The sequence below is a fragment of the Streptomyces cinereospinus genome (assembly GCF_042430725.1).
Taxonomy (GTDB): domain Bacteria; phylum Actinomycetota; class Actinomycetes; order Streptomycetales; family Streptomycetaceae; genus Streptomyces; species Streptomyces cinereospinus.
This window is the reverse complement of record NZ_JBHMCY010000033.1, coordinates 25,523-50,178: the sequence shown is the minus strand read 5'-3', so window position 1 is coordinate 50,178 and position 24,656 is coordinate 25,523. Positions and strand designations below refer to the sequence as shown.

The 24,656-nt window shown below is 74.2% G+C and carries 23 protein-coding genes; 13 read left to right on the top strand and 10 right to left on the bottom strand.

Translation table 11 applies throughout. From position 1 onward, the window contains the following. Positions 1–19: 19 nt before the first annotated feature. Both ACFF45_RS18705 and ACFF45_RS18700 read left to right on the top strand, forming a co-directional pair. Positions 20–658, top strand: a complete 639-nt coding sequence (locus ACFF45_RS18705; RefSeq protein ID WP_381347374.1) for a helix-turn-helix transcriptional regulator — start codon at positions 20–22, stop codon at positions 656–658. A gap of 79 nt (positions 659–737) precedes the next feature. Further along, a complete protein-coding gene (locus ACFF45_RS18700; RefSeq protein WP_381347372.1) occupies positions 738–1,865 on the top strand; it encodes an AI-2E family transporter in 1,128 nt (375 codons plus the stop codon). Between the two features lie 85 nt (positions 1,866–1,950). Here ACFF45_RS18700 and ACFF45_RS18695 read toward each other — a convergent pair whose 3' ends face one another. Both ACFF45_RS18695 and ACFF45_RS18690 read right to left on the bottom strand, forming a co-directional pair. Further along, positions 1,951–3,240: a sulfite oxidase gene (locus ACFF45_RS18695; RefSeq protein WP_381347370.1), complete on the bottom strand. Its 1,290-nt coding sequence runs from the start codon at positions 3,238–3,240 to the stop codon at positions 1,951–1,953. Between the two features lie 56 nt (positions 3,241–3,296). Next, the gene (locus tag ACFF45_RS18690; protein WP_381347368.1) at positions 3,297–4,268 is read right to left on the bottom strand and encodes an LLM class oxidoreductase; all 972 of its coding nucleotides are present in this window, start codon (positions 4,266–4,268) and stop codon (positions 3,297–3,299) included. A gap of 532 nt (positions 4,269–4,800) precedes the next feature. Between ACFF45_RS18690 and ACFF45_RS18685 the strand changes: the two genes are divergently transcribed. Next, positions 4,801–4,902: a putative leader peptide gene (locus ACFF45_RS18685; protein ID WP_381347366.1), complete on the top strand. Its 102-nt coding sequence runs from the start codon at positions 4,801–4,803 to the stop codon at positions 4,900–4,902. 290 nt (positions 4,903–5,192) lie between these two features. Further along, positions 5,193–6,299 (top strand): ABC transporter substrate-binding protein, encoded by a 1,107-nt coding sequence (locus tag ACFF45_RS18680; protein ID WP_381347364.1) that lies wholly within the window; start codon positions 5,193–5,195, stop codon positions 6,297–6,299. Between the two features lie 105 nt (positions 6,300–6,404). Here the strand turns inward: ACFF45_RS18680 and ACFF45_RS18675 are convergent, their stop codons facing one another. Both ACFF45_RS18675 and ACFF45_RS18670 read right to left on the bottom strand, forming a co-directional pair. Beyond that, a complete protein-coding gene (locus ACFF45_RS18675) occupies positions 6,405–8,081 on the bottom strand; it encodes a hypothetical protein (RefSeq protein WP_381347362.1) in 1,677 nt (558 codons plus the stop codon). Positions 8,082–8,319: 238 nt separating this feature from the next. Further along, positions 8,320–9,345, bottom strand: coding sequence for an alcohol dehydrogenase (locus ACFF45_RS18670; RefSeq protein WP_381347360.1), 1,026 nt, complete (start codon positions 9,343–9,345; stop codon positions 8,320–8,322). A 131-nt stretch (positions 9,346–9,476) separates the two neighbouring features. Here ACFF45_RS18670 and ACFF45_RS18665 point away from each other — a divergent pair, with 131 nt between their 5' ends. Beyond that, entirely contained in the window at positions 9,477–10,289 is an 813-nt protein-coding gene (locus tag ACFF45_RS18665; RefSeq protein WP_381347358.1) for a hypothetical protein, read from the top strand. Here ACFF45_RS18665 and ACFF45_RS18660 read toward each other — a convergent pair. Then, positions 10,258–10,536, bottom strand: coding sequence for a DUF3140 domain-containing protein (locus ACFF45_RS18660; RefSeq protein ID WP_381347427.1), 279 nt, complete (start codon positions 10,534–10,536; stop codon positions 10,258–10,260). The two genes, ACFF45_RS18665 and ACFF45_RS18660, sit on opposite strands and share 32 nt — an antisense overlap. 60 nt (positions 10,537–10,596) lie before the next feature. Beyond that, positions 10,597–10,827 (bottom strand): hypervirulence associated TUDOR domain-containing protein, encoded by a 231-nt coding sequence (locus tag ACFF45_RS18655; protein ID WP_381347357.1) that lies wholly within the window; start codon positions 10,825–10,827, stop codon positions 10,597–10,599. Positions 10,828–11,279: 452 nt separating this feature from the next. Between ACFF45_RS18655 and ACFF45_RS18650 the strand changes: the two genes are divergently transcribed. The 5 genes from ACFF45_RS18650 (at position 11,280) to ACFF45_RS18630 (ending at position 14,925) form a co-directional block, all read left to right on the top strand. Continuing rightward, positions 11,280–11,594 carry a hypothetical protein gene (locus ACFF45_RS18650; RefSeq protein ID WP_381347355.1) on the top strand — a complete coding sequence of 105 codons (315 nt, stop codon included), beginning with the start codon at positions 11,280–11,282 and terminating at the stop codon, positions 11,592–11,594. Positions 11,595–11,694: 100 nt separating this feature from the next. Continuing rightward, the gene (locus ACFF45_RS18645; RefSeq protein WP_381347353.1) at positions 11,695–12,375 is read left to right on the top strand and encodes a nucleotidyltransferase family protein; all 681 of its coding nucleotides are present in this window, start codon (positions 11,695–11,697) and stop codon (positions 12,373–12,375) included. Further along, complete coding sequence (locus ACFF45_RS18640; protein ID WP_381347351.1) at positions 12,372–12,659, top strand: BON domain-containing protein; 288 nt, start codon at positions 12,372–12,374, stop codon at positions 12,657–12,659. Before ACFF45_RS18645 ends, ACFF45_RS18640 begins: the two co-directional genes overlap by 4 nt. Further along, positions 12,656–13,393: a metallophosphoesterase family protein gene (locus ACFF45_RS18635; protein ID WP_381347349.1), complete on the top strand. Its 738-nt coding sequence runs from the start codon at positions 12,656–12,658 to the stop codon at positions 13,391–13,393. The genes ACFF45_RS18640 and ACFF45_RS18635 overlap by 4 nt, the downstream gene beginning before the upstream one ends. Positions 13,394–13,551: 158 nt before the next feature. Further along, positions 13,552–14,925: a carbohydrate-binding protein gene (locus ACFF45_RS18630; RefSeq protein WP_381347347.1), complete on the top strand. Its 1,374-nt coding sequence runs from the start codon at positions 13,552–13,554 to the stop codon at positions 14,923–14,925. Positions 14,926–15,029: 104 nt separating this feature from the next. Here ACFF45_RS18630 and ACFF45_RS18625 read toward each other — a convergent pair whose 3' ends face one another. Continuing rightward, positions 15,030–16,181: an FUSC family protein gene (locus ACFF45_RS18625; RefSeq protein WP_381347345.1), complete on the bottom strand. Its 1,152-nt coding sequence runs from the start codon at positions 16,179–16,181 to the stop codon at positions 15,030–15,032. Positions 16,182–16,332: 151 nt separating this feature from the next. On the opposite strand from ACFF45_RS18625, the gene ACFF45_RS18620 reads away from it, so the two are divergent. Then, a complete protein-coding gene (locus tag ACFF45_RS18620) occupies positions 16,333–18,609 on the top strand; it encodes a catalase (protein WP_381347343.1) in 2,277 nt (758 codons plus the stop codon). Between the two features lie 249 nt (positions 18,610–18,858). Further along, positions 18,859–20,415, top strand: coding sequence for an APC family permease (locus tag ACFF45_RS18615; protein WP_381347341.1), 1,557 nt, complete (start codon positions 18,859–18,861; stop codon positions 20,413–20,415). A 216-nt stretch (positions 20,416–20,631) separates the two neighbouring features. Here ACFF45_RS18615 and ACFF45_RS18610 read toward each other — a convergent pair whose 3' ends face one another. From ACFF45_RS18610 to ACFF45_RS18600, 3 genes are all read right to left on the bottom strand, one after another. Next, complete coding sequence (locus ACFF45_RS18610) at positions 20,632–20,805, bottom strand: CsbD family protein (protein WP_381347339.1); 174 nt, start codon at positions 20,803–20,805, stop codon at positions 20,632–20,634. A gap of 233 nt (positions 20,806–21,038) precedes the next feature. Next, positions 21,039–22,571, bottom strand: coding sequence for an FAD-dependent oxidoreductase (locus ACFF45_RS18605; RefSeq protein ID WP_381347337.1), 1,533 nt, complete (start codon positions 22,569–22,571; stop codon positions 21,039–21,041). Positions 22,572–22,768: 197 nt separating this feature from the next. Next, positions 22,769–23,404: a class I SAM-dependent methyltransferase gene (locus ACFF45_RS18600; RefSeq protein ID WP_381347336.1), complete on the bottom strand. Its 636-nt coding sequence runs from the start codon at positions 23,402–23,404 to the stop codon at positions 22,769–22,771. A 396-nt stretch (positions 23,405–23,800) separates the two neighbouring features. Between ACFF45_RS18600 and ACFF45_RS18595 the strand changes: the two genes are divergently transcribed. After that, positions 23,801–24,469, top strand: coding sequence for a lipoprotein (locus ACFF45_RS18595; RefSeq protein ID WP_381347334.1), 669 nt, complete (start codon positions 23,801–23,803; stop codon positions 24,467–24,469). The last annotated feature ends 187 nt before the right edge of the window (positions 24,470–24,656 follow it).

Here is a 24,656-nt window from a genome sequence, read left to right as displayed (position 1 = left end):
CCGCCCCGAAGGACACGCCATGGAGCACGACGCGGACGCCTCGGACGAGCACCTCGTCCGCGAGGCCGAGAAGATCGCCGTCGCGCTGGGCCGGATGTTCCCCGGGCTGTGCGAGGTGGTCCTGCACGACCTGCGCGACCCGCAGCACGCGATCCGGACCATCGAGAACAACCTCTCCGGCCGCCAGGTCGGGGACTCCGCCACCGAGCTCGGCCTGGCCCGCATCGCCGACCCGCAGTACCCCAGCGTCATCCAGAACTACCCCAACCAGTTCCCCGACGGCCGCCCCGCCAAGAGCACCTCCATCGGCATCAAGAACGCCGCGGGCGACTACATCGCCGCCCTGTGCCTGAACCTCGACGTCTCCGTGCTCTCCCCGGTCACCCTCACCCTGGCCAACCTGGTCGCCACCGACACCGAGACCCGCGACCAGCCGCTGGAGACGCTGCGTGACCGCACCGCGCGCGAACTGCGCCGGACGGTGGAGGCCCTGGCGGCGGAACGCGCCGGCACCCCCCGGTCGCTGAGCCGCACGGACAAGAAGGCGCTGGTCCGACAGCTGCACCGGGACGGCTACTTCGGCTCCCGCGACGCCGCGCAGACCATCGCCGACCTGCTCGGGGTGTCCCGCGCGACGGTCTACAACTACACCAAGTGAGGGGCAGCCGGCACGTGCCTTCGGGGGAATCCGGCACGGGACGCGGGGCGCCGCGGGCCACGCGTGGTACCAGCATGAGATGTCCACGCCCCCCGATCCGCCCGTGCCGCCGCCCGGACGGCCCTGCGGCGCGGAGCCGCCCGTGCCGCGCGTGCTGCGGACCGCGGCCGCGTACGCCTGGCGGATCCTCGCCGTCGGCCTCGTGGTCCGGGCCGCCTTCTCCGTCCTGGGGGACTTCCACCGCATCGCCGTCGCCGTCTTCCTCGGTCTGGTCGTCACCGCCGTGCTGCGGCCCGTGGCCGACCTGCTCGCCCGTGCCGTGCCACGGCCGGTCGCCGTCGCGGCCACGTTCGTCGGCGGCGTGATCGTCGTCCTGGGGGTGCTGACCCTGGTGGGTGAGACCGTGGCGGGCCGGCGGACCGGTCTGGAGAGGGAGTTCGTGTCGGGGGTCGACCGGATCGAGCGCCACCTGGAGGAACCGCCGTTCCGGATCGCCCCGGACGTCTTCGAGGACGTGCAGTCCCGGATCGGCCAGGTGCTGTCGAGCCACCGCTCCACGGTCATCAGTACGGCGCTCAGCGGTGCCAGCCGGCTGCTCGACGTGCTGACCGTCCTCGCCCTGGCGCTGTTCTGCGCCGTGTTCTTCACGCACTCCGGCGACCGGCAGTGGCGGTGGGTGTGCGCGCAGCTCCCCGCCGCGGCCCGGGGCCGTGTCGCGGTGGCCGGCGGGGCCGCCTGGCGGACCTTCACCGGTTACACCCACGGCATCCTGCTCGTCGCCGTGACCAACGCCGTGCTGGTGGGCCTCGCCCTGTTCGCCCTCGGCGTGCCGCTCGCCGTGCCGCTGGCGCTGCTGGAGTTCTTCGCCGCCTTCGTCCCGCTGATCGGCTCGCCGATCGCCCTCGCGGTCGCGGCCGTCGTCGCGCTGGCGTCGAAGGGGCCGCTGATCGCGCTGGTGGTCGTCGCCCTGATCGTCGTCATCGGGCAGATCGAGGGGCATGTCCTGCATCCCCTCGTGATGAGCTGGGCGGTGCGGCTGCACCCGGTGGTGGTCGCGCTGTCGGTCGTGGGCGGCGCGGTCGCGGCGGGGGTGATCGGCGCGGTGGTGGCCGTACCGCTGGTCGCCGTGGTGTGGTCGGTGCACCGGGCGCTGCCGCGGCGCCCGGACGCCGGGGAAGGGCTCGGAGCGCACGCCGGCGCGCCGTAGCGGACGCGCCCGGGAGACCGGCGGGACCGGGCGGGGACTGCCGAGGACCGGATCCGGACGGCCTCCTGGTCCCGCCCCGCTCGCGTCAGACCACGGTGACCGGATGCCGCACGACCGCGTCGAAGAGGTAGCCCTGCGTGTTGGGCTCGGCGACGTCCGGCTGGCTGCGGCCGGACGTGTCGGTGGCCCGGGCCAGCAGTTGGGTGGCGCCCGGCGTCCCGGGTGTCCAGGTGACCGACCAGCGGCTCCAGGCGCCCGGACGGGGACCGTCGTGCAGGCGGGCCCGCCGCCAGGTCGTCCCGCCGTCGGTGCTGACGTCGACCCGGGCGATCCCGGCCGCACCCGACCAGGACCGGCCGCGCAGCACCTGCTCCCGCCCCGCCGGGAAGGCGGCGCCGCTCGCCAGCTCGAAGGCGCTCTTGACCGTCTGCCGGGTCAGCGGCGCACTGCCCTGCTCGGGGTGGGCCGGGCCGAACAGCCGGTAGAAGGTGGTGTTCCAGGGTGAGAACAGCGGCTGGGCGGACACCTCGATGTCACCGACCCACTTGATCGAGGCGATCCCCACCCAGGAGGGCACCAGGACCCGCACCGGGAACCCGTGGTCGTACGGGAGCGGCTCGCCGTTCATCTCGTAGGCGAGCAGCACGTCGTGCAGGGCCTTGGCCCGGGGCAGCGGACGGCGTACCCGGCCGAGGCTCTCGCCGCCGCTGACGTACTCGGCGTCCAGGCCACGCGGTTGGACGTCCACGGCGTGGGCCGACAGCCCGGCCCTGCGCAGGACGTCGGCCAGGAGGACCCCGCGCCAGCGGGCGACGCCGACCGCGCCCAGTGTCCACGGGGTGCCGGTGACGGTCTCGCCCTGCTGGGTCGTGTAATAGCTGCGGCCGTTCCCGGCGCACTCGACGAACGCGGTCCGGGTGACGGCGGGCAGGGCGCGCAGGTCGTCGTAGCCGAACTCCACCGGCCGGTCCGCGCCGGGTGCGCCGCGCAGCCCGCTGCCCCACAGCCGCAGCCGCCAGTCCCGGGCCTCCAGCACGGGGGTGGCGGTGTGGTTGCGCACGAAGAACAGCTCGTTGGGGGTGTGGTACCCGGTTGCGCGCAGGGCCTCCCAGCGGGTCTCGGCGTTCGTGCCGCGTGGGACGAACCACTCCGGCGGGAGCGGTTTCACGATCGGCGTGCCGGCGGCACGGGCCGGGCGCGGCGCGGGGAGCGCGGTCGCGGCGGCGGTGGCGGCGAGCAGGGTGAGCAGACGGCGGCGGCTGACCCCGTCCGCCCTGGCGTCCCCCGCGAGCCACTGGCGCAGTCTGTGACGGTCGTAGGCGGTTTCGTCCAGGAGCGTCCGGGGGTGGGGCGGCGGTACGGCGGATGCGGGCATGGCGGTCCTCGTCACGAGCGGCGGGTGGATGCGTGCGGTGGAGCGGGGGCCCCGCGTCACACCGCGGACTCCGGGTCCCGGACGGAGCGGCGGGCGGGTCGGGGCAGGCCGATGTGGTCGCGCAGGGTGCGGCCGGTGTAGCGGGCACGGAACAGGCCGTGCCGGCGCAGCGCCGGTACGAGGTCGCCGACCACGGCGCGCAGATCGGCCAAGGCCGAGGCCGTCAGGAGGTGGAAGCCGTCGGCGCCGCCGGCGCCGTGCCACTCCGCGAGCAGACGGCCGAGGTCCGCGGCGGCGCCGCTGAAGCGCAGGGTGTCGGCGGGCGGCGGCGCCCCGGTGCCGCCGAGGTCGACCGCGACGCGGACCAGCACGCGCAGCGCGTCGGGATCGCGTCCGGCCTCCGCCGCCCGGCCGAGCAGGGCCGCGCGGGCGAGCCGGACGACGGCCGGCTGCTCGGCGTCCAGGAGCACCACGTCGGCATGGTACGCGGCCAGTTCCCACGGCCCGTCCGAGTCGTGCACGTCGAGGGCGACGGCGACGGGCGGCCGGCCCTGCGGCGCGCGGGGCACGACGGCACCGGTGCCGAGAGCCCGGTCGGTGGTGCCCCCCGTGTCCGCGTCCCCCGTCCGGCCGTCCCACAGCCGGGCGGTGGTGCCGGTGGCGGCGACCGCCTCGGCCCACACGTCCGCCTCGGCCTCGGGCGCGGTGTCGGCGACGTCGACCAGCCAGCCGGCCCGGCCTTCGCTGACGGCGTCGAGGGCGGCCAGCGCGGAGAAGGTGTCGTGCGGCTGGGTGCCGGTGGTCGTCACGGTCGGCACCAGGCCGATCCTGCTGCTCAGGGACGTGGCGCGGGTGAGCGCGGCCACCGTGCCGTACGGGCCGGGGCCGGCGTCGGGCGCGGTCCCGACCGTGACGAAGTCCAGGGCGCCCTGTTCGGCCAGGCCGATCAGGTCGGCCCGGTGGGCGGGGTCGGTGGGGCGGTGGCTCGTCCCGTCGAGTGCGACGGAGAGGTGGAGTTCGCGGGGCATGACCTCGTGTCCTGTGCGGAGGCAGGGGGGTGCGACCGTCCGGCGCACGTCCCGGGTCGGTTGCCGGGCGGTCCCGGGCCGGTTGCCGGGCGGTCCCGGGCGGGCCGGGCGGCCGCGTCGCACGGCAGTGGGAGTGACGGCCCGTCAACGGGCCGGTGCGGCACGGGCGCGATGACGTCGTGCGGGGGCCGAAGCCGGGGGCGGGGCAGCTCGCGACGGCCGGACGCGGCCGGCGGCGGGGTCGCCGGGGGATCGGGCGGCCGGTCAGACGGTCCGCCGCCGGGTCAGCCGTGACACGCGGCGGACCACACCCGGCCGAAGTCGATGTAGTCGCGCGAGACCAAGCGCAGCTGGGCAGCCATGGGGAGTACTTGAGCAGCACATCGCGGCGCCCGTCAAGCAGCAGGGAAGTCCAGATCCCGCATGGCGAGATCATTTTGTCCATCATATGAACAATCCCTTGGGCTGGATGGCGCCTTCTGCCACGATCCCTAGCAACCAAGTAGGAATGCTGGGGAACGGAGGGGTGGCCATGCGGACGGGCAACCGCGCGGACCAGTCACTCCCCCTGCTGACCTCGCGTCGTCACATCGACCTCGGCCGCATGTCCAGCGCCATCTGTCGACTCGTCTGATCCCTGCTCGGCCCGATTCGTCCACCACTTCGAGTCGTCCGCGCACTACGCCTCGTCCACGCGCCACGCCTGGTCCACAGGCCACGCTCAGGACGGCAGCGCCGTCCGCGCCTTCCCGCCACCGCACTCGGTCGCACCCGAAGCCGGATCCGCACCCGGACCGGCGACCGCGTTCCCGTCGCCGAGACCCGTGGGCGGCGTGCGGTGCGACCCCGAAGGCCCGGCGTCCGGCACCTTCCGCGTCCCACCGACCGACTCCTGATCGATCCCATCCCTGAGAGGACACCTCCGTGTCTGCCGCAAGACCGCTCACCACCCTGCGCACCCTGGCCGCCCTGGCGGCACTCCCGCTCCTGCTGACCGCCTGCGGCTACGGTGCCGAGTCCACCGACGACGAGCAGCAGGCGGAGGTCGCGGCGGACGCCCCCAAGCTCTCCGCCGACGAAGTGCGGATCGGCTACTTCCCCAACCTCACGCACGCCACCGCGCTGGTGGGCGTCCAGCAGGGCATCCTGCAGAAGGAGCTCGGCGGCACCACGATCAAGGCCTCGACCTTCAACGCCGGGCCTTCCGAGATCGAGGCGCTGAACGCCGGCTCGATCGACATCGGCTGGATCGGCCCCTCCCCCGCCATCAACGGCTACACCAAGTCCAACGGCGAGAACCTGCGCATCGTCAGCGGTTCCGCCTCCGGCGGCGTGCGGCTGGTCGTCAACCCCGACAAGATCAAGACGCTGGACGACCTCAAGGGCAAGAAGATCGCCACGCCCCAGCTCGGCAACACCCAGGACATCGCGTTCCTCAACTGGATCGCCGAGCGGGGGTGGAAGGTCGACGCCGAGAGCGGCAAGGGCGACGTCTCCGTGGTCCGTACGGACAACAAGGTCACCCCGGACGCCTACGCGTCGGGTTCCGTGGACGGCGCCTGGGTTCCCGAGCCGACCGCGTCCAAGCTGGTGTCCGAGGGCGCGAAGGTCCTGCTGGACGAAGCCGACCTGTGGCCGGACAAGAAGTTCGTGATCACCAACATCATCGTGTCGCAGAGCTTCCTGACGGAGCACCCGGACGTCGTCGAGGCCGTGCTGCGCGGCTCGGTGAGGACCAACCAGTGGATCAACGCCAATCCGGAGCAGGCGAAGGCCTCCGCCAACAAGGCGCTGGAGAAGCTGTCGGGCAAGCCGCTGCCCGCCGAGGTCATCGACCCGGCCTGGGAGTCCATCACCTTCCTCGACGACCCGCTGGCCTCCACCCTCGACGCCCAGGCGGAGCACGCCGTCAAGGCCGGCCTGCTGGAGCAGCCCGACCTGAAGGGCATCTACGACCTCGCGCCGCTCAACAAGGTCCTCAGGGCCGAGGGCGAGGAGGAAGTGGACGACGCCGGTCTCGGCACCGAGTGACGGCCCCGGATCGGAGGCGGGTGCGCATCCCGCGGGAGTCCGCGCCGGCGGCCTTTGGTCCGCCCGGCCCGCGACGCCCCGCCGCCGTCCGGCCCGCCGCCGGGGTCAGCGGGCCTTCTTCAGGTTGACCTTCCCGGCCTTCTTGGTGAACAGGGCACCACCGGCGCTCATCGAGACGAGCAGGGCGTACTTCCCGGCCGGTACGCCGGAGACGTCGACGCCCGGGGCCCCGGTGCTGAAGTACCCGAAGTCGTAGGTGCCGAGGTCACCGGGGTGCTTGCGGGGCCGTACGGCGCCGGGGTTCTTCTTCACCCCCAGCGGGAAGGAGTGGCATCCCGTCCTGCCCTGGAGCACCAGGTAGTAGGCGGCGTGCCCGTCGCGGTCGGCGTTCCGGCCGGGCAGGAAGAAGACGCCCTCCGCGTGGATCGTCCGGTCGCGCTCCTCCGCCTTCGTGACGGAGAAGCACACGCCGTCGGAGTCGACCCCGACGATGCTCCTCTTGACCAGCTTGAGGCCGCCCTTGCCGCCGCGGAACAGCAGCTCCGAGTCACCGCAGGCCCGACGCCGGTCGACCGCGTTCGGCGCGACCAGCCGGGTCCGCCGCTCGATCCCCTCGTCCTCGCTGGAGACGCAGACGGACACGTCGTAGGTGCCCTGCGGGAGATCGGTGAAGGTCAGCTCGCCCTGGGCGGCGAACCCGCCCGTGGCGTACTCGCAGAAGTACTCCTCGAAGTAGTCCCGGTAGAGCCTGATCTCGTTGGTCGTCTCCAGCGGGTACACCCAGCTCCGGCCGTCCTTCTCCAGGACGAGCCGCTTGGTCTCCGCGGTCGGGCCGTCGGGGGCCACGCCGGGCAGGAAGGCGTGCCCCTTCAGCCGCAGGCTCCCGTCCGCGAACTCGGCACGGTTCAGCGTGGCCAGGACGGTGTCGCGGGTGCGCAGCTCGGCGAGGTACGCGGAGGCCTCCTGCGGGTCCTCGGGGTCGGTGCCGATCCGGACCTCTCCCCAGCGGGGCGCGGCACCCTCCGTCAGGGAGTAGACGATGCTCAGGATCGACGGCAGCGCCTGCCGGACGACCTCGTCGTGCCGGCGCACCGTGGGGGACTCCACGAACAGGAAGTTGAAGTTCTCGTACTCCCGCAGTGCGGGGAGGTAGTGCCTGACTTCCTGCTCGTACTGGTAGTCCCCGGGTGACGAGACCAGGTAGACGTTCCGTTTGAGGTCGGTGTCCTTGTCGAGCAGGTCCTTCATGACCGCGTCCATCACCGCCACGTTCTCGTCGGGCTGCCCCTCGCCGAGGACGGCGTCCCCGAGCTGGCCGTGCCCCTTCGAGTAACTGCCGAGGAAGTACTGGGGCGTCGACGCCACGATGTTCTTGTAGTCGTACTTCAGACCGTAGTAGAGCGCGGCGCTGCCGCCCTTGGAGGCGCCCAGGAGGGTCACCTCGTCCCGGGTCACGCGCAGCCGCCGCATGTGGTCCTCTATGAGGGCCTGTATGGAGTCCGTGACGCTGAAGTCCATGTTCCGGGCCACGTAGTAGGAGGCCCCGCCGTCGAAATGGTCACGGATCCTGAGGATGTTGCACTTGACGCTCTCCAGCGCGTTGCCGAATCCGTACTTGCTGCCCACGGAGGAGAACACCACCAGCAGGCGCCGGTGGTCGCCCTGGGCCGGACGGAACTGGAATTCGACCGGCCACTTGCCATGCACCTCCACGCTTTCCTGGTAGGCGCGGTTCCTTTGCGTCGCGTAGTTGGGCGACAGCGGCGGCAGGGCGTTCTTCATGTGACAGGCGGACTCTCTGGCCGGGTGTGCGGAGGTGCAGTGCTCCGGCGGAGTATACGGAGTGGCCACCTGCCGGACACCCAGGAGTACGGGTCGGTCATTGGGGTGTGCTAGTGGCAGCGGCGAGGTGCCTACGCCCACGACGAGGTGCCTACGCCCACGACGAGGTGCCTACGCCCACGACGGGCGGCCGGTTCCCGGCCGCCGTCCGGCGCGCCTCCGCGCACTGCCGCACCGGTCAGCCGGTGGTGAGCACCATGCGGAAGCGAGCGGCGCCGGAGAGCATCTTCCGGTAGGCCGCGCCCACCTCGCTCAGCGGCACGGCCTCCACCATGGGGCGGATGCCGTGCAGCGCGCTGAACGCCATGGTGTCCTGGATGTCCTGCGCCGTGCCGGACGGGTGGCCGCGCACGGTCCGGCCGCGCATGATCAGCTGGATCGGGCGGATGTCCAGGGGTTCGGGGGACGCCCCGATGACCACGAGTTCGCCCCGGTGCGTCAGGCCGTCGGCCGTCGCCGCGATGGCGTCGGAGCTGCCCGCGGTGGCCAGGACGGCCCTGGCCCCGCCCAGGGACCGCAGGGCTTCCGCGACCGGAGTCGTTCCCGTGCTGTCGATGTAGTGGTGGGCGCCGAGTTGCCCGGCGAAGTCGGCCTTCTCGGGTCCGCGGGCGATGGCCGCCGTCTCGAAGCCCATGGCCGCCGCGTACTGCACCCCGAGGTGACCGAGACCACCGATGCCCAGCACGGCCACCAGGTCGCCGGGCCGGGCGGCGCTGCGCCGCAGTCCGTCGAAGGCCGTGACGCCCGCGCAGGCCAGGGGGCCGGCGTCGGTCGCCGACAGCGCGTCGGGGATGCGGGCCAGGGCGTCGACCGGGACGACCATGGTCTCGGCGAAGCCCCCGTCGTAGGCCCAACCGGGCACCTTCAGGGTGTCGCAGACGATGAAGTCGCCCTGCCGGCACGGTGTGCAGCGGCCGCAGCTGCCGCCGAACCAGCCCACGGCCACCCGGTCCCCCACGCTCCAGCCGCCGGCCTGCGCCCCCTCGCCGAGTTCCTCGACGCGCCCGGCGACCTCGTGGCCCGGAACCAGCGGGAACGTCACGCCGGGCATGCCACCGCTGACGAAGAAGCCGTCGCTGTGGCAGATGCCGCAGGCCTCCACGGCCAGCCGCACGTGCCCGGGGCCCGGCCGTGGCACCTCGCGCGCGACGACCTCGAACGGCCCGCTCGCGGCGGCGACCTGCGCGGCTCGATAGGTGTCCATCTGTCTCTCCGGGATCAGCGGCGGCGGCCCTCCGGGCAGCGTGCGACTGCCGATCGACCGCGCGGGCGAAGTCGGGGGCGAGGGGGCCAACCTCCGGGCCCGCCACGACCACCGCGATGGAGCCGGCGGCCGTGCCTGAGGCCGTGCCTGGGGGGGAGCTCGGTCGTCGCCTCGGGTCACCTCCCGTCGCGGCCGGACGCGAGCACCACCATCCCACCACCGCCCGGCCGGACCGGCAACAGCTGCCGGCGCCCGCCTCCCCCGCCGGCTGCGACGCCCGCCACTACGCCGCGCCCGAGCCGGACGGCCGGGGTGCCGCCGCCGTCCTGAGCGGCGCGCTCGCCGGCGCGGACCTGGCACCCGGCGTCATCGGCCACGCCAACGCGCACGGCACCGGCACCCGCACCCGCACCCGCACCCGCACCCGCCCGAACGACCTCGCCGGGGCCAGGGAGCTGCGTTCGGTGTTCCCCGCTCTCCCGCCGGTCGCCTCGCTGATGGGCGCCGTCGGCCACGCCCTGGGCGCCGCCGGGGCGGTCGAGGCGGCCGTCACCGTGCTGACGCTCCAGCGGCAGGTCCTCCCGCCCACCGTCCCTCACGAGGACCCGGACCCGGGCATCGCCCTGCACGTCGTCGCCAAGGCGCCCCGTGACGCACCGGTCGGGGCCGCGTTCAGCGCCTCGTACGGCTTCGGCGGGCAGAAGGCGTCCCTGGCCTCACCCGCTGCTGCCCAGGGCGCGAGGGCGCGCGTCCGTTCCGCGGGCCCCGGAGCATACGGGCGCACGCCGCCGGGGCGCGCCAGCGGGTGCATGTCACCGGACGCGCGCCCGCTCGTCCCCGGCGCGCGCGGGAGTCCGCACGCGCGCCGGACGGTGACACGTGCCCGGAAGGGGACGGACGGCCGCGGCCCGCTCAGCCGAGCGGGTCGTGGCCCCAGTTCATGAGCGAGTGGCGCCAGCGGGAGTCGCGGACGTCCCCCGAGGGGCGCTGGGCCAGGTGGCGGCGGATGTAGCCGACCACCTTGCGCATGTGCTGGTAGTCGTCGTCCGACAGGTCGCCCTTCTTGCTGCGCAGGATGGCGAGGATGTGGCGGCCGGAGGCGTGTCCGGTGGACTCGCCGCCGCCGTCGTGCTGCCCCGCCTCACGGGAGGCGTCGGTGTCGAGCCAGTCGCCGAGCACGGCCGGCTTCATGTTGACCAGCTCCTGGAAGGCGTCCCACGTCTCGCGTTTCTCCTCGTCGCGCACGCCGCGTCACTTCTTCTTCCGCAGAGCCGACGGCTTGTGCACCGCCGACTTCCCGGACTTGTCGCTGCGCACCTCGTACTGCGGCTCCTCGGACGAGGCGTCCACGGTCCGGCCGGCGGCCTCGGTCCGCTCGGTGATCTTCCGTTCCACCTTCCCCTCCGCCTCGCTGCCATGGCTGCTCCAGGCGACCTCGTCACCCTTCTTGAGGTTCTCGTCCCGCTTCCTGTCCTTCGCCATGTGCCTCTCCTCGTGCCGGTGGGCGCCGGGGACGCCCGGCGCCGTGCGTGTGCCTGTCTGCTTCCACGCTGCGCGAGGCGGCGGCCCCCCGCATCCCGGTGGGCTCGCGGCCACGGCGCGCCCCCCGGTCCCGGACCGGGGGGCGGCTTCGGACGGACGGTACGCTGCGGCCCCGGGACTGGACGCCCCCGCCTTCCAGCAGTGCGGCTTCGGCGTGAACATCGCCGTGGCCACCGCCGACCAGCCGCTCGTCGTCAGCCACCGGGCCGACGAGGTCCGCTCCGGGCCGGGACCGTGGGGCTCCTCGGTGAACGAGGGGCTCTCCCGGCACACCGACTCGGCCGGCCGCAACGCCCCCGACCTGTACGACGTCGCGCGGCGCGGCATGCGCGAGGAGCTGTCCCTGGAGCCGCACGCGTACACGATCACCCCTGCCGGCCTGCGTCCTGGACGTGGCACGGCGGCGGTGGAGCGCCCGCTCCACCGCGCACCCGACCGGCCTGACCGGCGAGGCCCCGCGGACCCGCGTCTCACGCGGCGTCGCCGACCGGTGGGAGCACCAGGGCATCGCATACGTGCCGTTCGGCCCGGCCCACGTGGTGCGCCACCTCCTGCGCCCGGACCGCGTGCGGCGCTGGCACCGGACACCCCGGCGCCGCTGCACCCGGCCCTGGTGCACGCCCGCGGCCGCGGCGCCGCCGCACGGGCCGAAGCCCCGGGCCGTCCGCCGCCTGCGCCGGCGGGGCGCGCCCGGGGAAGCGGCGTGACGCGTCCGCCGTCCCGGCGTGCTGCGGCCGGACGCCCGCACGGGGCCGTGTCGAACCGTCCGGGGCGGGTACACAGGGCTGCGCGGAGGGAGTGATCGGCATGATGCAGAACGGCGACGACGCGACGCCGGCCCACATCCCGGGCCCCGGGCTGCGGCTGGCGGCCCAGCCGCCCGGGGAGCGGGCCGACCCCGAGGCGGCGCGCGACCTGCCCCGGGACCGCAACCAGGCGATCCTGGAGGCGGCCAAGCAGGTGGGCACGCTGCTCAAGCGGGGCGGGCACGACTTCGCGCTGGCGGGCAGTGTGGCCGCCTACGCGCACGGAGCGAGCGAGAACCTGCAGCACGACGCCGATTTCTGTATCCGGCCGGAGGACGCCGACGCGGTCGCGGCCACGCTGCGCGACGCCGGGCTGCCGGTGCACACGCCGCCGGAGGACTGGCTGCTGAAGTCGACGTGCTTCGGGCAGGACATCGACATCATCTTCGAGCTGGCGCACCGCCCCGTCTCGACGGGCATGCTCGACCGGGCGCAGGAGATCCCGGTGGACTCCGTGCGGATGCCGGTGCTGGCGCCGACCGACCTGCTGGCCAGCCTGCTCGCCGCCTTCTCCGAGCACCACTGCGACTTCGGCGCGGTGCTGCCGATCGCCCGCGCGCTGCGCGAGAAGGTCGACTGGGACCGGATCCGGGGGGAGGTCGGGGACGAGCCCATGGCCGCCGCCTTCCTCTTCCTGCTCGACCGCCTGAACGTGATCACGACCCGGGAGGAGCAGCCATGACCGGCCCCGACGCGGAGCGCGCGCCCGGCGCTCCGGCCCCCGAGCATCTGGAGTACCGCGTCGCCCACCTGCGCGACCGGCTCGCCGCCGGTGACCTCGGCGAGCTGGGCGTGCGGATCGAGGTGCGCGGCGAGGCGGTGCTGCTCACCGGCACCGTGCCGTCCGTCGAGTGCCGTGACGAGGTGCGCCGTGCGGCCGAGGCGGAGCTGGCCGGGCTGCCGGTCCACTACGACCTCGTGGTGTCCGACCCGTCCTCGCCCGATCACGCGGAGGAACTGGCATGATCCGGATCGCCGCCGTCGGGGACATCCACATGGGTCCCGACAGCCAGGGCGTGCTGCGCCCGGCGTTCGAAACGCTGCCCGAGTGTGCCGACGTGCTGCTGCTGGCCGGGGACCTCACCCGGCACGGCACCCCCGACGAGGCGCGGGTGGTGGCCCAGGAGATCACGGACCTGGGCGTGCCGGTGGTCGCCGTGCTGGGCAACCACGACCACCACGACGACCGTCCGCAGGAGGTCACGGCCATCCTTCAGGACGCCGGGGCCCATGTGCTGGAGGGGCAGGCCACGGTCGTCACCGCCGACGGCAACCGTATCGGGGTGGCCGGCACCAAGGGGTTCGGGGGCGGTTTCGTCGGGCGGAACGCGGGCGAGTTCGGCGAGCCGCTGATGAAGGAGTTCGTACGCTACTCACGCCGGTGCGCCGACGGGCTGCGGACGGCGCTGGAGCAGCTGGCCGGCGAGGACTGCGACGTGCGGATCGCGCTGACGCACTTCTCCCCCGTGCCGGAGACGCTGGCCGGCGAGCCGCTGGAGATCTATCCGTTCCTCGGCAGCTACCTGCTGGCCGAGGCGATCGACACCGCGGGCGCCGACCTCGCGGTGCACGGGCACGCGCACGCCGGCTCCGAGCACGGCATGACGACCGGCGGCGTCCGCGTGCGCAACGTGGCGCAGCCGGTGATCGGCCGGGCGTTCCACGTCTACCACGTGCCGGTGAGCGCGCGGACGTCGTAGACGCGCGGGCCGGTGCCCCGGCGTACTGCACTTGGCGCTCCTTCGGGTACCCAAAGCGCGAAACACCCGCGTGACGCACATCGCGCGGTCCCTTCCCGGCAAGCCCTAGGGCTTCGGGACGGCTCCCCGCCGTACCTGACGGGAAGGAGACCATGCGCATGGTGCACAGACATGCCGCGGTCGGGCGCCGTACGGCCCTGATCGCGGTCGGCACGCTGGTACTGAGCGGGATCGGCGCGGCCGCCGCGGCCGAGCCGCCGCCCGCGGCGGGGCCGCTGCCCTCGGCGACGCAGACGCTCGGGGCCGACAGGCCGTCGGCGCAGGTGCTGCGGGCGCTGGCACGCGATCTCGGCCTGACCGGACAGCAGGCGGCGACGCGGCTGGTGAACGAGGCGGAGGCGGGCACCCGTGCGGGCCGCCTCCGCCTCGCGCTGGGTGAGCGGTTCGCCGGGGCCTGGGTGAGCGGTGCCACCTCGGGCACGCTCACCGTCGCGACCACCAGCAGGGCGGACGTGGCCACCATCCAGGGGCAGGGCGCCAAGGCCGCGGTCGTCAAGGCGTCACTGGCCGGCCTCACGGCCGTGAAGGGCGCGCTGGACCGGGCCGCGGCCCGGGTGAGCACGCGCGACACGCCGTTGTGGTACGTCGACGTGCCGAGGAACCGGGTCGTGGTCGAGGCAGCGAGCCGGACCGCCGCGACCGCCCTCCTCACGGCCGCCGGACTCGACGCCGAGCGGGTGGTGGTGCGGACCTCGGCGCAGCGGCCGCGGCTGCTGGCCGACCTCGTCGGCGGTGACGCCTACTACGTCAACGGCGCGGCTCGCTGCTCGGTCGGCTTCTCGGTCACCAGGGGCGAGCGGCAGGGCTTCGCCACCGCGGGCCACTGCGGCGACCAGGGCGACCGCACCACCGGCCACAACCGTGCCGACCAGGGCACCTTCCAGGCCTCCACGTTCCCGGGCAAGGACATGGCGTGGGTCGCCGTCAACGGCGACTGGACCGCCACCGCCGGGGTCAAGGCCGAGGGCGGCGAGATCGCACAGGTCGGCGGCTCGGTCGAGGCGCTGGTCGGGGCGTCGGTGTGCCGCTCCGGCTCCACCACCGGCTGGCACTGCGGCACGATCCAGCAGCACGGGACGAGCGTCGGCTACGCCGAGGGCGTCGTCCACGGGCTCACCCGGACGACGGTGTGCGCGGAACCGGGCGACTCCGGCGGTCCGTACGTCTCGGGAGCCCAGGCACAGGGCGTGACCTCCGGCGGCTCGGGGGACTGCAGGAACGGCGGCACGACGTTCTACCAGCCGGTCAACCCCGTCCTCGCCGACTTCGGACTGACGCTGAGGACGGCGTCCACCGGCGCCGGGGCGCCTGAGCAGGACGGCGGCGAGGCCGGGGCGTGGTCGGCCGGACGGGTGTACCAGGCCGGGGCCACGGTCCACCACGACGGCGTGCGGTACCAGTGCCTGCAGTCGCACCAGGCGCAGAGTGCCTGGGCGCCGGCCGCCACGCCGGCGCTGTGGCAGCGCCTGTGACGGTCCCGCGGGAGGCGGCGGCACCGGACCCGGCGGCGCGCCGCGTCCGGTGCCGCCCCGGGCCGCGCCCCGCCCGGGCGGGCGGAACGCCCCGTGGCGGGGCGTCATTCCCGGGGCCGGGCGTCCCGGGGCAACTGGTCGGCCAGGCGGCTCGCCTGCGCCAGCAGCGCCCCGTGGACGGCCAGCGCCTCGGCGTCCTGCGGTACCGCCTGCGGCAGTCGCTCCCGCAGGGAGTTCAGGGTCCGGTCGAGTTCTTCGACGGTCCGCCGCAGTTCCTCCTCCGAGCCGTCGCCGAAGCGGGTGCGGGCGTACAGCCGGACCGCCTCCGCGGCGCGTTGCAGGAAGTCCGCGTACGGTCCGGCGATCCGCGGGGCGGGCCGGGCGGTGTCGCGCTCGTCCTCGGCGGCCTCCCGGACGGTGCGGGTGACGCCCGCGGTGTGGACGGCCACGTAGTCGAGGACGGCGACGGCGTCGTCGTACGCCTGGCCGGGTGCGGACCGGGAGCGCCAGCCGAGCGGGTTGACGCGCAGGCTCTCCCGGCTCCGGCCCAGTGCGGAGCGGGCCTGGTCGACCAGCCGGCTCAGGCGCAGCGCCCGTTCGTGCCGGCCCTCGGCGCGGCCGCCGTCCCAGGCGCCCTCCCGGAGTCCTTCGGCGACCCGGAGCAGGATGTCGTGGGCCTCGTCCGCCGCGTCCTCCAGGGCGGCCCGGGTGTCGCGCAGGTACACCGGCGGGCGGACCAGCGCGTTGACCGCGATGCCCACCAGGGCCCCGAAGACGGCCTCGGCGATCCGGGCCGCCGAGGCGCCGACGCCGACATGGGGGTCGGTGAGGACGAACAGCGCGCCGGTGGCGGCGTAGACGCCCTGGCTGCCCAGCTGCCGCCAGTTGCCCAGCAGCACGGCCACCGGCAGCACCAGGGCCATCGCGGCCATCGCGTTCCCCAGGGCCAGCACCCCGGCCGTGGCCGCCACGGTGCCGAACGCGATGGCCGCCAGCTGCTGGAGCCCGTGCGCGACCGACCGGTACACGGTCGACTCCACCAGGACGACCGCCACCCAGGGCGCCACGAACGCCATGGGCGCCTCCAGCCACCAGCCGGCCACCGCCCAGGCCAGCCAGGCGGCCAGCGCCGCCTTCACCGCCTGCACCGCCAGGTCGCGCTCCCGCCCCGGGGCGGAGCACGCCCGCCGTACCGCGTCCACGGCGGCGCCGTAGCGGCGCCGCCCCGTGCGCACCGTCGTTCGTGTACATCGCATACGCCCTCAGGTGCCACAGGCCGGGCTCGGCAACCGGACGAAATGCGGACGGTTCGCTTCGGTGGCGCCGGGTACCCAGGGCCCCGCGTGCGGTGTCGCTGCGGCCCTGACCGGCACGTGTCCGTCCTCGATCTTTCTTCCTGGGAGTGTCATGAGTGACAAGAACCCCATCAAGGCCGTGGCCGAGAAGGCCGCCGCCGCCCTGGGCGACGACGGGCCGGCGGAGGGAGTGCCGGGCCGGCCCGGGGCCGAGCCGCCGACCGTCCACGAGCCCACCGAGCCCCGGGGACCGCTCCCGCCCAAGCCCGACCAGGCCGCTCCCGCGACCGTGAGCCCGACCGGCGTCCCGACCGGGGCCGACCCCGGGACGCGGGCCCAGCGCGACCCCTACCTGACCACCGCGCAGGGCAGCCGGCTGTACGACACGGACCACTCCCTCAAGGCGGGCGCCCGCGGGCCCGTCCTGCTCCAGGACCACCACCTGCGGGAGAAGATCACCCACTTCGACCACGAGCGCATCCCCGAGCGGGTGGTGCACGCGCGCGGCGCCGCCGCCCACGGCGTCTTCCAGGGCTACGGCAGCGCGGCGAGCGTCACCAAGGCGGCCTTCCTGGGCAAGGACGTGGAGACGCCGGTCTTCGTGCGGTTCTCCACGGTGCTCGGTTCGCGCGGCTCGGCCGACACGGTCCGCGACACCCGCGGGTTCGCGACGAAGTTCTACACCAGCGAGGGCGTCTTCGACCTGGTCGGCAACAACATCCCGGTCTTCTTCATCCAGGACGCGATCAAGTTCCCGGACGTCATCCACGCGGGCAAGCCGCACCCCGACCGGGAGATCCCGCAGGCGCAGAGCGCCCACGACACGTTCTGGGACTTCGTCACCCTGCACACCGAGGCCACCCACCACACGCTGTGGAACATGTCCGACCGGGGCATCCCGCGGTCGTACCGCATGATGGAGGGCTTCGGCGTGCACACCTTCCGGCTGGTGAACGCCGAGGGCGCGACCACGCTGGTGAAGTTCCACTGGAAGCCGAAGCTGGGCGTGCACTCCCTGGTGTGGGAGGAGGCCCAGATCGCGGGCGGTGTCGACCCCGACTTCCACCGGCGCGACCTGGCCGACGCCATCGAGGCGGGGGCGTACCCGCAGTGGGAGCTGGGCATCCAGACGTTCCCGGACACACCCGAGCAGACGTTCGAGGGCATCGACCTGCTCGACCCGACGAACATCGTGCCGGAGGAGCTGGCGCCGGTGCAGCCGATCGGACTGCTGACGCTGAACGCCAATCCGGTCAACTTCTTCGCCGAGACCGAGCAGGTGGCCTTCCACCCCGGGCATCTGGTGCCGGGCATCGACATCACCGACGACCCGCTGCTGGCCGGACGGCTGTTCTCGTACCTGGACACGCAGATCACCCGGCTGGGCGGGCCGAACTTCGCGCAGATCCCGGTGAACCGCCCGCACGCGCCCGTCAACGACATGCTGCGCGACGGCATGCACCAGACGGCCGTGCACAGCGGGGCGGCGCCCTACCGGCCGAACTCGCTGGACGGCGGCTGCCCCTTCCTGGCGGGCGCGGACACCGGCGGGTACGTCGAGACGCCGGTGACGGTGCCCGAGGCGCGCAAGGTGCGGGAGGCGCCGGCGTCGTTCGCGGACCACTTCAGCCAGCCGCGCCGGTTCTGGCGGAGCATGAGCCCGGTGGAGCGGGAGCACATCGTCGCCGCGTACACCTTCGAGCTGGGCAAGTGCTACGAGCAGGCCGTCAAGGAGCGGGGTCTGCAGGTACTGGCCAACATCGACCCCGAGCTGTGCGAGCCGGTCGCCGCCGGGCTGGGGCTGCCGGCCCCCGAGCCGACGGTGCCGGTCGAGGCGGTCGAGCCGTCCCCGGCGCTGTCGCAGGTCGGCCGCACCTGGCCGCTGAACGGCCGGATCGTCGGCATCGTCACCGACGGGTCGGGCGACCTCGACGGGGTGCGCGAGGTGCGGCAGGCCGTGCTGGCGGCCGGGATGGTGCCGCTGGTGATCGCCCCGTCCGGCGGCAGGCTGGACCCGGAGGGCGAGCCGATCACCGTCCAGCGGACCTTCGCCACGGCCCGCTCGATCGAGTTCGACGCCCTGCTGCTGGCGGGCGTGCCGGGCCCGGGCCGCGACGCCTACGGCGCCCGGGACGCCAAGGCGGGCAACGGCGGGCCGAACGGCGCGGGGCCCACGGATCCGCGGGTGCTGCTGATGCTGGGCGAGGCGTTCCGGCACGGCAAGGCGATCGGCGGCTGGGCGGGCGCGCGGCCCGCGCTGGAGGCGGCGGGCGTCCCCGCCGACGCGCCCGGCGTGGTGACCGGTGAGACCGGCACCGAAGTGCTGGAGGAGATCAGCGGGTTGCTGAAGAGCCACCGCGTGTGGGAGCGGTTCGGCGCACGCGTGTGAACCGGACGAGGCCCGATGTGGCGCGGATCACAGGGAAAGCCCGGAACCCGCCGCATCGGGCCTCGCTGCGATTACCGAATAGCGGACGCCTCGAAGTCGACTTTGGAAGTCAAGCGCAGTTCCGACAGATAGCCTTTCAATCCCAGGAAAGAAGGGCTTCACACCGATGATTGACCGGATATTCCGCCGTGGACCAGGCCGACGTCACAGGGAGCCAGCACGGAAACCGCAGGAATTAACGTCCTGTTCATGACGCAGCTGGACACACGGCCCGAGGCCGGAGACACGGGCGCGGCCCCCGCCGAGGGGATGCGCGCCAAGGGCCTGAGCGGGAACTCCGTCGGCCTGCTGGGCAGCGCGGTCATCGGTGTGTCCACCGTGGCCCCGGTGTACTGCCTCACCTCGACACTGGGCTCCACCGCGGGCGAGGTCGGCGTGCAGATGCCCGCCGTCTTCCTCGCCGGCTTCCTGCCGATGCTGCTGGTCGCCTTCGCCTACCGCGAGCTGAACAAGGCGATGCCGGACTGCGGCACCTCGTTCACCTGGACGGTGAAGGCGTTCGGGCCGCGCGTGGGCTGGATGTGCGGCTGGGGGCTGGTGATCGCCACGATCATCGTGCTGTCGAACCTGGCCGGCGTGGCCACCTCCTACTTCTGGCTGCTGGCGGGCGAGGTCACGGGCAGTGAGTCCGTCGCCGCGCTGGACGGGAACAAGGCCGTCCACATCATCACCTGCCTCGCCCTGATCGCGATCGCGACGGTGATCAGCTACCGCGGGATGACCGCGACCAAGGGCGTGCAGTACGCGCTGGTGGGGTTGCAGCTGCTGGTGCTCGCCGTGTTCGTGGCGATGGCCTTCGGCAAGGCGGGCGGTACCGGCTTCCCGACCTCGGCGGAGTTCTCCTGGTCGTGGCTGAATCCGTTCGCCGTGCAGTCGTTCGCCGCGTTCACCGCCGGCCTGTCACTGTCGATCTTCATGTACTGGGGCTGGGACACCTGCCTGACCGCCAACGAGGAGACCAGCGGCAGCAGCCGCACCCCCGGCCGCGCGGCCCTGATCGCCATGGTCGTGCTGGTCGGCTCGTACCTGGCCACCGGCGTCGCGGCGCAGATGGTCGTCGGCTCCGGCGACGAAGGGCTCGGCCTCGCCAACCCGGAGACCTCCGACAACGTCTTCGCCGCGCTGGCCGGCCCGGTGATGGGCCCGACGCTGGGCGTCCTGCTCTTCGTCGCCGTGCTCGCGTCGGCCGCGGCCAGCCTGCAGACCACCTTCATCCCGGTGGCCCGCACGGTGCTGGCGATGTCGGCGTACGAGGCGCTCCCCGCCTCCTACGCCCGGGTGCACCCGCGCTTCAGGACGCCGGGGCGGGCCACGGTGATGGCGGGCGTCGCGACCGGTGTCTTCTACACGGTGATGACCCTGGTCAGCGAGCACGTGCTGGTCGACACCATCTACGCGCTCGGCCTGATGATCTGCTTCTACTACGCGCTGACGGCCTTCGCCTGCGCCTGGTACTTCCGGGCGCAGCTGCTGCGCTCCGGCCGCGACCTGCTGTTCAAGGGGCTGTTCCCGGCGGTCGGCGGGCTGCTGCTGGCGGCGGTGTTCGTCAAGACGCTGATCGACATGTGGGACCCGGCCTACGGCAGCGGCTCGTCCGTGCTGGGCATGGGCTCGGTCTTCGTGATCGGCGTGGGGCTGCTGGCCCTGGGCCTGGTGATCATGGCCGTGATGCAGTGGCGCAGCCCGGCGTTCTTCCGCGGTGAGGTGCTGACGTCGTCGACGCCCGCCCTGGTCGCCGAGGACTGAGCGGACCGGCGTCCCCGCCCCCCGCCCGGCGCGGGCGGCGGGGGGCGGGGACGCCGTCGTGCCACCGGCAGCCACGCGGGGAGGCGCCCCGGTATCGGGTCGAAGGACGGCGGACGGCCTGCGGCCGGCGTCTCCACGCCGGGCGCGGGCGTCGCACGCACGACGAGCGGGTTCCCCGGAGAGTTCGGGGAACCCGCTCGTGACCCGTGGGGGCCGTCAGTGCCGGAACGTGTCCTTGGTCTTCTCCTTGGCCTGACGGGCGTCGCCCTTGGACTGCTCCATCCGGCCCTCGGCGGTCATGCGCTCGTTGCCGGCCGCGCGGCCGGCGGCCTCCTTGGCCTTGCCCTTGGCCTGCTCCATCTTCGCCTTGGCCTTCTTCTCTCGCGCCACGATCGTTCACTCCAAGCCGTTGACGGCGTTCGCTCTCCCCCCTCGGGTGATCCGATCGGCCCGGGTCAAACGTGCGGCGTTCACTCCGCGCGGTGCACCACGCACCCGCCGGTCACCGTCGGGCAGGCGCCCGGGCCGGCTCGTCGGCGGGACCTCGGCCGACCGGGGACGGCCTGGCCGGGCTGGTCGCGGCACCGGGGAGGGGCGGTGGGGCAGGCGGCGCGCCGGAGGGCTCAGATGTCGCGGTGTTCCAGGGGTTTGACCGCCGGTCCTTGCAGCACCTGGCCGTCGGGGGCGAAGCGGGAGCCGTGACAGGGGCACTCCCAGGCCTGTTCGGCCCGGTCGAACGCCACGAGGCAGCCCATGTGGGTGCAGCGCGCGGACACGGCGTGCAGCCCTCCGTCCGCGTCCCGGTGCACCGCGCAGCGCCTGCCGCCGACGTGCAGGACCGCGCCGTCCCCCGGGGCGAGGTCGTCCAGGCCCGGCCGGGTCAGGCCCGGCAGCCGGTCGCCGACGAAGTGCCGGGCGACCGTGGCCTGGTGCCGGATGAACTGCCCGCCCTCGCGCAGCACGGGTGCGATGCGGCGCGGGTCGTACAGCTCGCTCCACGGCGGCACCTCACGCCCGGTGATCTGGTCGCAGAGCAGCCGCCCGGCCATGATGCCGCCGCTCATGCCCCAGCCGCCGAAGCCGGTGGCGACGTAGACGTGCCGGGCGGCGGGGTGCAGCGGGCCGACGAGCGGGACGTGGTCGGTGGAGTCGTTGTCCTGGGTGGCCCACCGGTGGCTGAGGCGCAGCGTGCCGAAGTGGCGTTCGGCCCAGCCGGTGAGGGTCGCGAACCGCTCCTCGGTGTCCTGGCCGCTGCCGGGGGTGAAGTGCTCGCCGGTCAGGATGAGCAGCCGCTTGCCGTTCGTGTACGGCGCCGTGCGCACCGAGCGGGTGTGGTGCTCGGGGGTGATGTACATGCCCTCGGGGGCCTTGGCCGCGTCGACGGGAGCGGCGATCACCAGTTCCCGGCGGGGTGAGAGGCGGGTGAAGAGCAGGGCGCGGTCGAAGACCGGGTAGTGCGTGGCGACCACGACCGCCCGCGCGGTCACCCGGGTGCCCTCCTCCGTGGTCAGCACGCACGGTTCGCCCTCGGTGAGGCCGACGACGCGCGTCCCCTCGTACAGCTGTCCGCCCCGCTCGCGGATCGCGTCGGCCAGCGCCAGCAGGTACTTGCGCGGATGGAACTGGGCCTGGTCGGCGACCCGCACCGCGCCCGCGACCGGGAACGGCAGGTCGGTGTCCGTGACGAACTCGGCGGTCAGTCCCGCCTCCTTGGCCGCCTCGGCCTCGGCCCGCAGCTCGGGGATCCGGCGGCGGCCCTGGGCGAAGGCGTAGGCGGCGGTGTCCTCCCAGTCGCACGCGATGCCCAGTTCGTCGACGGTCTCGGCGGCGTGGTGGATCGCCTCCGTCTGCGAGCGCGCGTACAGGCGGGCCCCCTCGGTGCCGCGGGTGCGGCGCAGCCGGTCGTAGATCAGGGTGTGCTGGGCGCTGATCTTGGCGGTGGTGTGCCCGGTGACGCCGGCGGCGATCCGGTCGGCCTCCAGCACCGCCACCCCGTGCCCGCGCCGGGTCAGTTCCCAGGCCGTGCTCAGCCCGGCGATCCCGGCGCCGACGACGGCGACGTCGACCTCGACGTCACCGGACGGCGGGGGTGCCGGGGCGGCGGGCGGAAGGGTGTCGAGCCAGTACGACGTGTGGAGTGCTGCCTGCTCGGTCATGGCCGCCGAGTTCCCGGTGCGGGCGCCGACCACACGGGGCCGTCGGCGGGAGGACGGGGCCTGTCCGCACGGGTGGGGCCATCCGCCTGGGTGGCGGCCGCCCCGCGTGAGGGGCGCGGGCCGCCCGCCCAGGTGAGGGCCGCCCTCGTGAAGCGGGAGCCGCCCGCGTGCGGTGGGGCGCCACCCCGGACGCGGGTTCACCGGCGCCGGATGCGCCACACGTGGTCCTCCCGGAAGCCCTCCTCGCCGTCCGGCGAGACGCTCGTGCGGCGTACCGTCCGCGCGGTCCGCACAGCCCAGCCGTCCTCGGGCAGCGCCAGCGCGGCCGGCACGCTGTCCAGCGTGGGGAACACGGCCTCGAACGGCGGTCGTGTCTGCCAGGACGGCCAGCCGGCGTGCATCACGATCAGCAGCGTGCCGTGCTCGGCGACCGCCGCGGCGGCGCGTCGCAGCACCGTCTGCTGGTCCAGGTGGACCGGGGACTGCAAGTACTGGGCGTTCACCAGGTCGAAGGTGCCCTCGGGGAAGGTGCGGCCGAGTTCGTGCCGCTCCCAGGCGGTCCGGTCGTCCACCTGGGCGTCGGCGGCGTGCCGGGCGGCGCGTTCCAGGGCGGTGGGCGAGATGTCGACGCCGGTGACCCGCCAGCCCTGGGACGCCAGCCAGACCGCGTCGGCGCCCTCCCCGCAGCCCAGGTCGAGGGCGGTGCCGGGCGTCAGGCCGGTCACCTCGTCGACGAGCAGGGCGTTGGGGCGGCCGCTCCAGACGCGGTCGCTGTCGCGGTAGCGGGCCTCCCAGAAGCCGGCGGCTTCGGTGGGGGCGGGGAGTTCGGTCATGGCGTCTCCTCGGGGGCTGGCGGGCCGGGTTCGGCGGCCCTGCGACCGAGCCTGGCCCGGCCGGGGGCCGGGGGGCAAACGCGTTTGCCGATACGGCAAACGACGGGTTCCGCGCCGCGCGGCGGGCGCCGCGCGCGGCCGTTCGGCCGCCCCGCCTCCACGCGCGGCGGCTGCCGGAGGCCGTCCCGCGGCCGGCGGGACCGCGCGCCCAGGTGCGCCGGCTCCTCCCGCCCCTCCCGCTGCTCCCGCACGCCGTGCGGTTCGGCCGGTCCTGCCTCCCAGTACGGGTGCTTCAGGCGGGGGGGGGCGGCTCCCACCCGCTCCGGCACGGCCTGCCCGCCGCCCGGGCCGGCGGCCGGGATACAGTGCCCGCCTCAACCGAGAGGGGACACGGGCGTGCGGGTCGGGGCGGGGGACACGGGGCGGGGACTGGTCCTCGTGGCGCTGGTGGCAGGGCTGGTGACGGGGTGCGGGGCGGCGGAGCCGGACACCGGGGCGACGGCGAGCGCCTCGGCCGGGGACGGCGCGGCGCGGACGGCGGCGGCGGCCGGGGGCGTCGTGAGCGGCGGCAGCGTCGGGGCCGCGGGCTCGGCCTGCGAGCTGCCCGTCACCTTCGACCTCGCCGCGAAGTGGGAGGCGGAGTCCGTCGCCGGCGGCGGGCAGGACGTACCGGACGAGGTCGCCGACCTGATCCTGCGGCAGGGGCCGGTGACCGCCGCCTGCGAGGTGGACGCCAAGCCCGCCGGGCACATCGGCTTTTTGCGGGTGTGGACCGGCGAGCCGGCAACCTCCGACGCGCGTGCCGTCCTGGAGGAGTTCCTCGCCGCCGAGAAGGGCGTCAGCGCGGAGCGGTACGGGTCGTTCCGGGCCGGCGGACTCACCGGCACCGAGGTCCGCTACCTGTTCACCAGCGAGCTGCTGGACGGGACGAAGACCGAGCGCGCGCTCGCCGTCACCACGCCCGACGGCCCGGTCGTGCTGCACCTGGGCGGGCTGGACACCGCGGAGCACGAGGCGATGCTCCCGGCGTACGAGCTGGCGAAGCGGACCCTGCGCGCTTCCTGAGACGCCCGGGCCACCGGGCCGGCCGTTCGGCGGACAGGACCCGCCGGACGTCCTCCCGGGGCGGGCCCTGCTCCGCACCGCGGCCGCCCCGGGTGCGGACACGGGGCGTCGGGGCGCATTCTTGTCGTGGCGCATTCTTGCTCTGTCGTGGCGCGTTCTGCTCAGCCTCCCGCGCCACGGCGCGCAT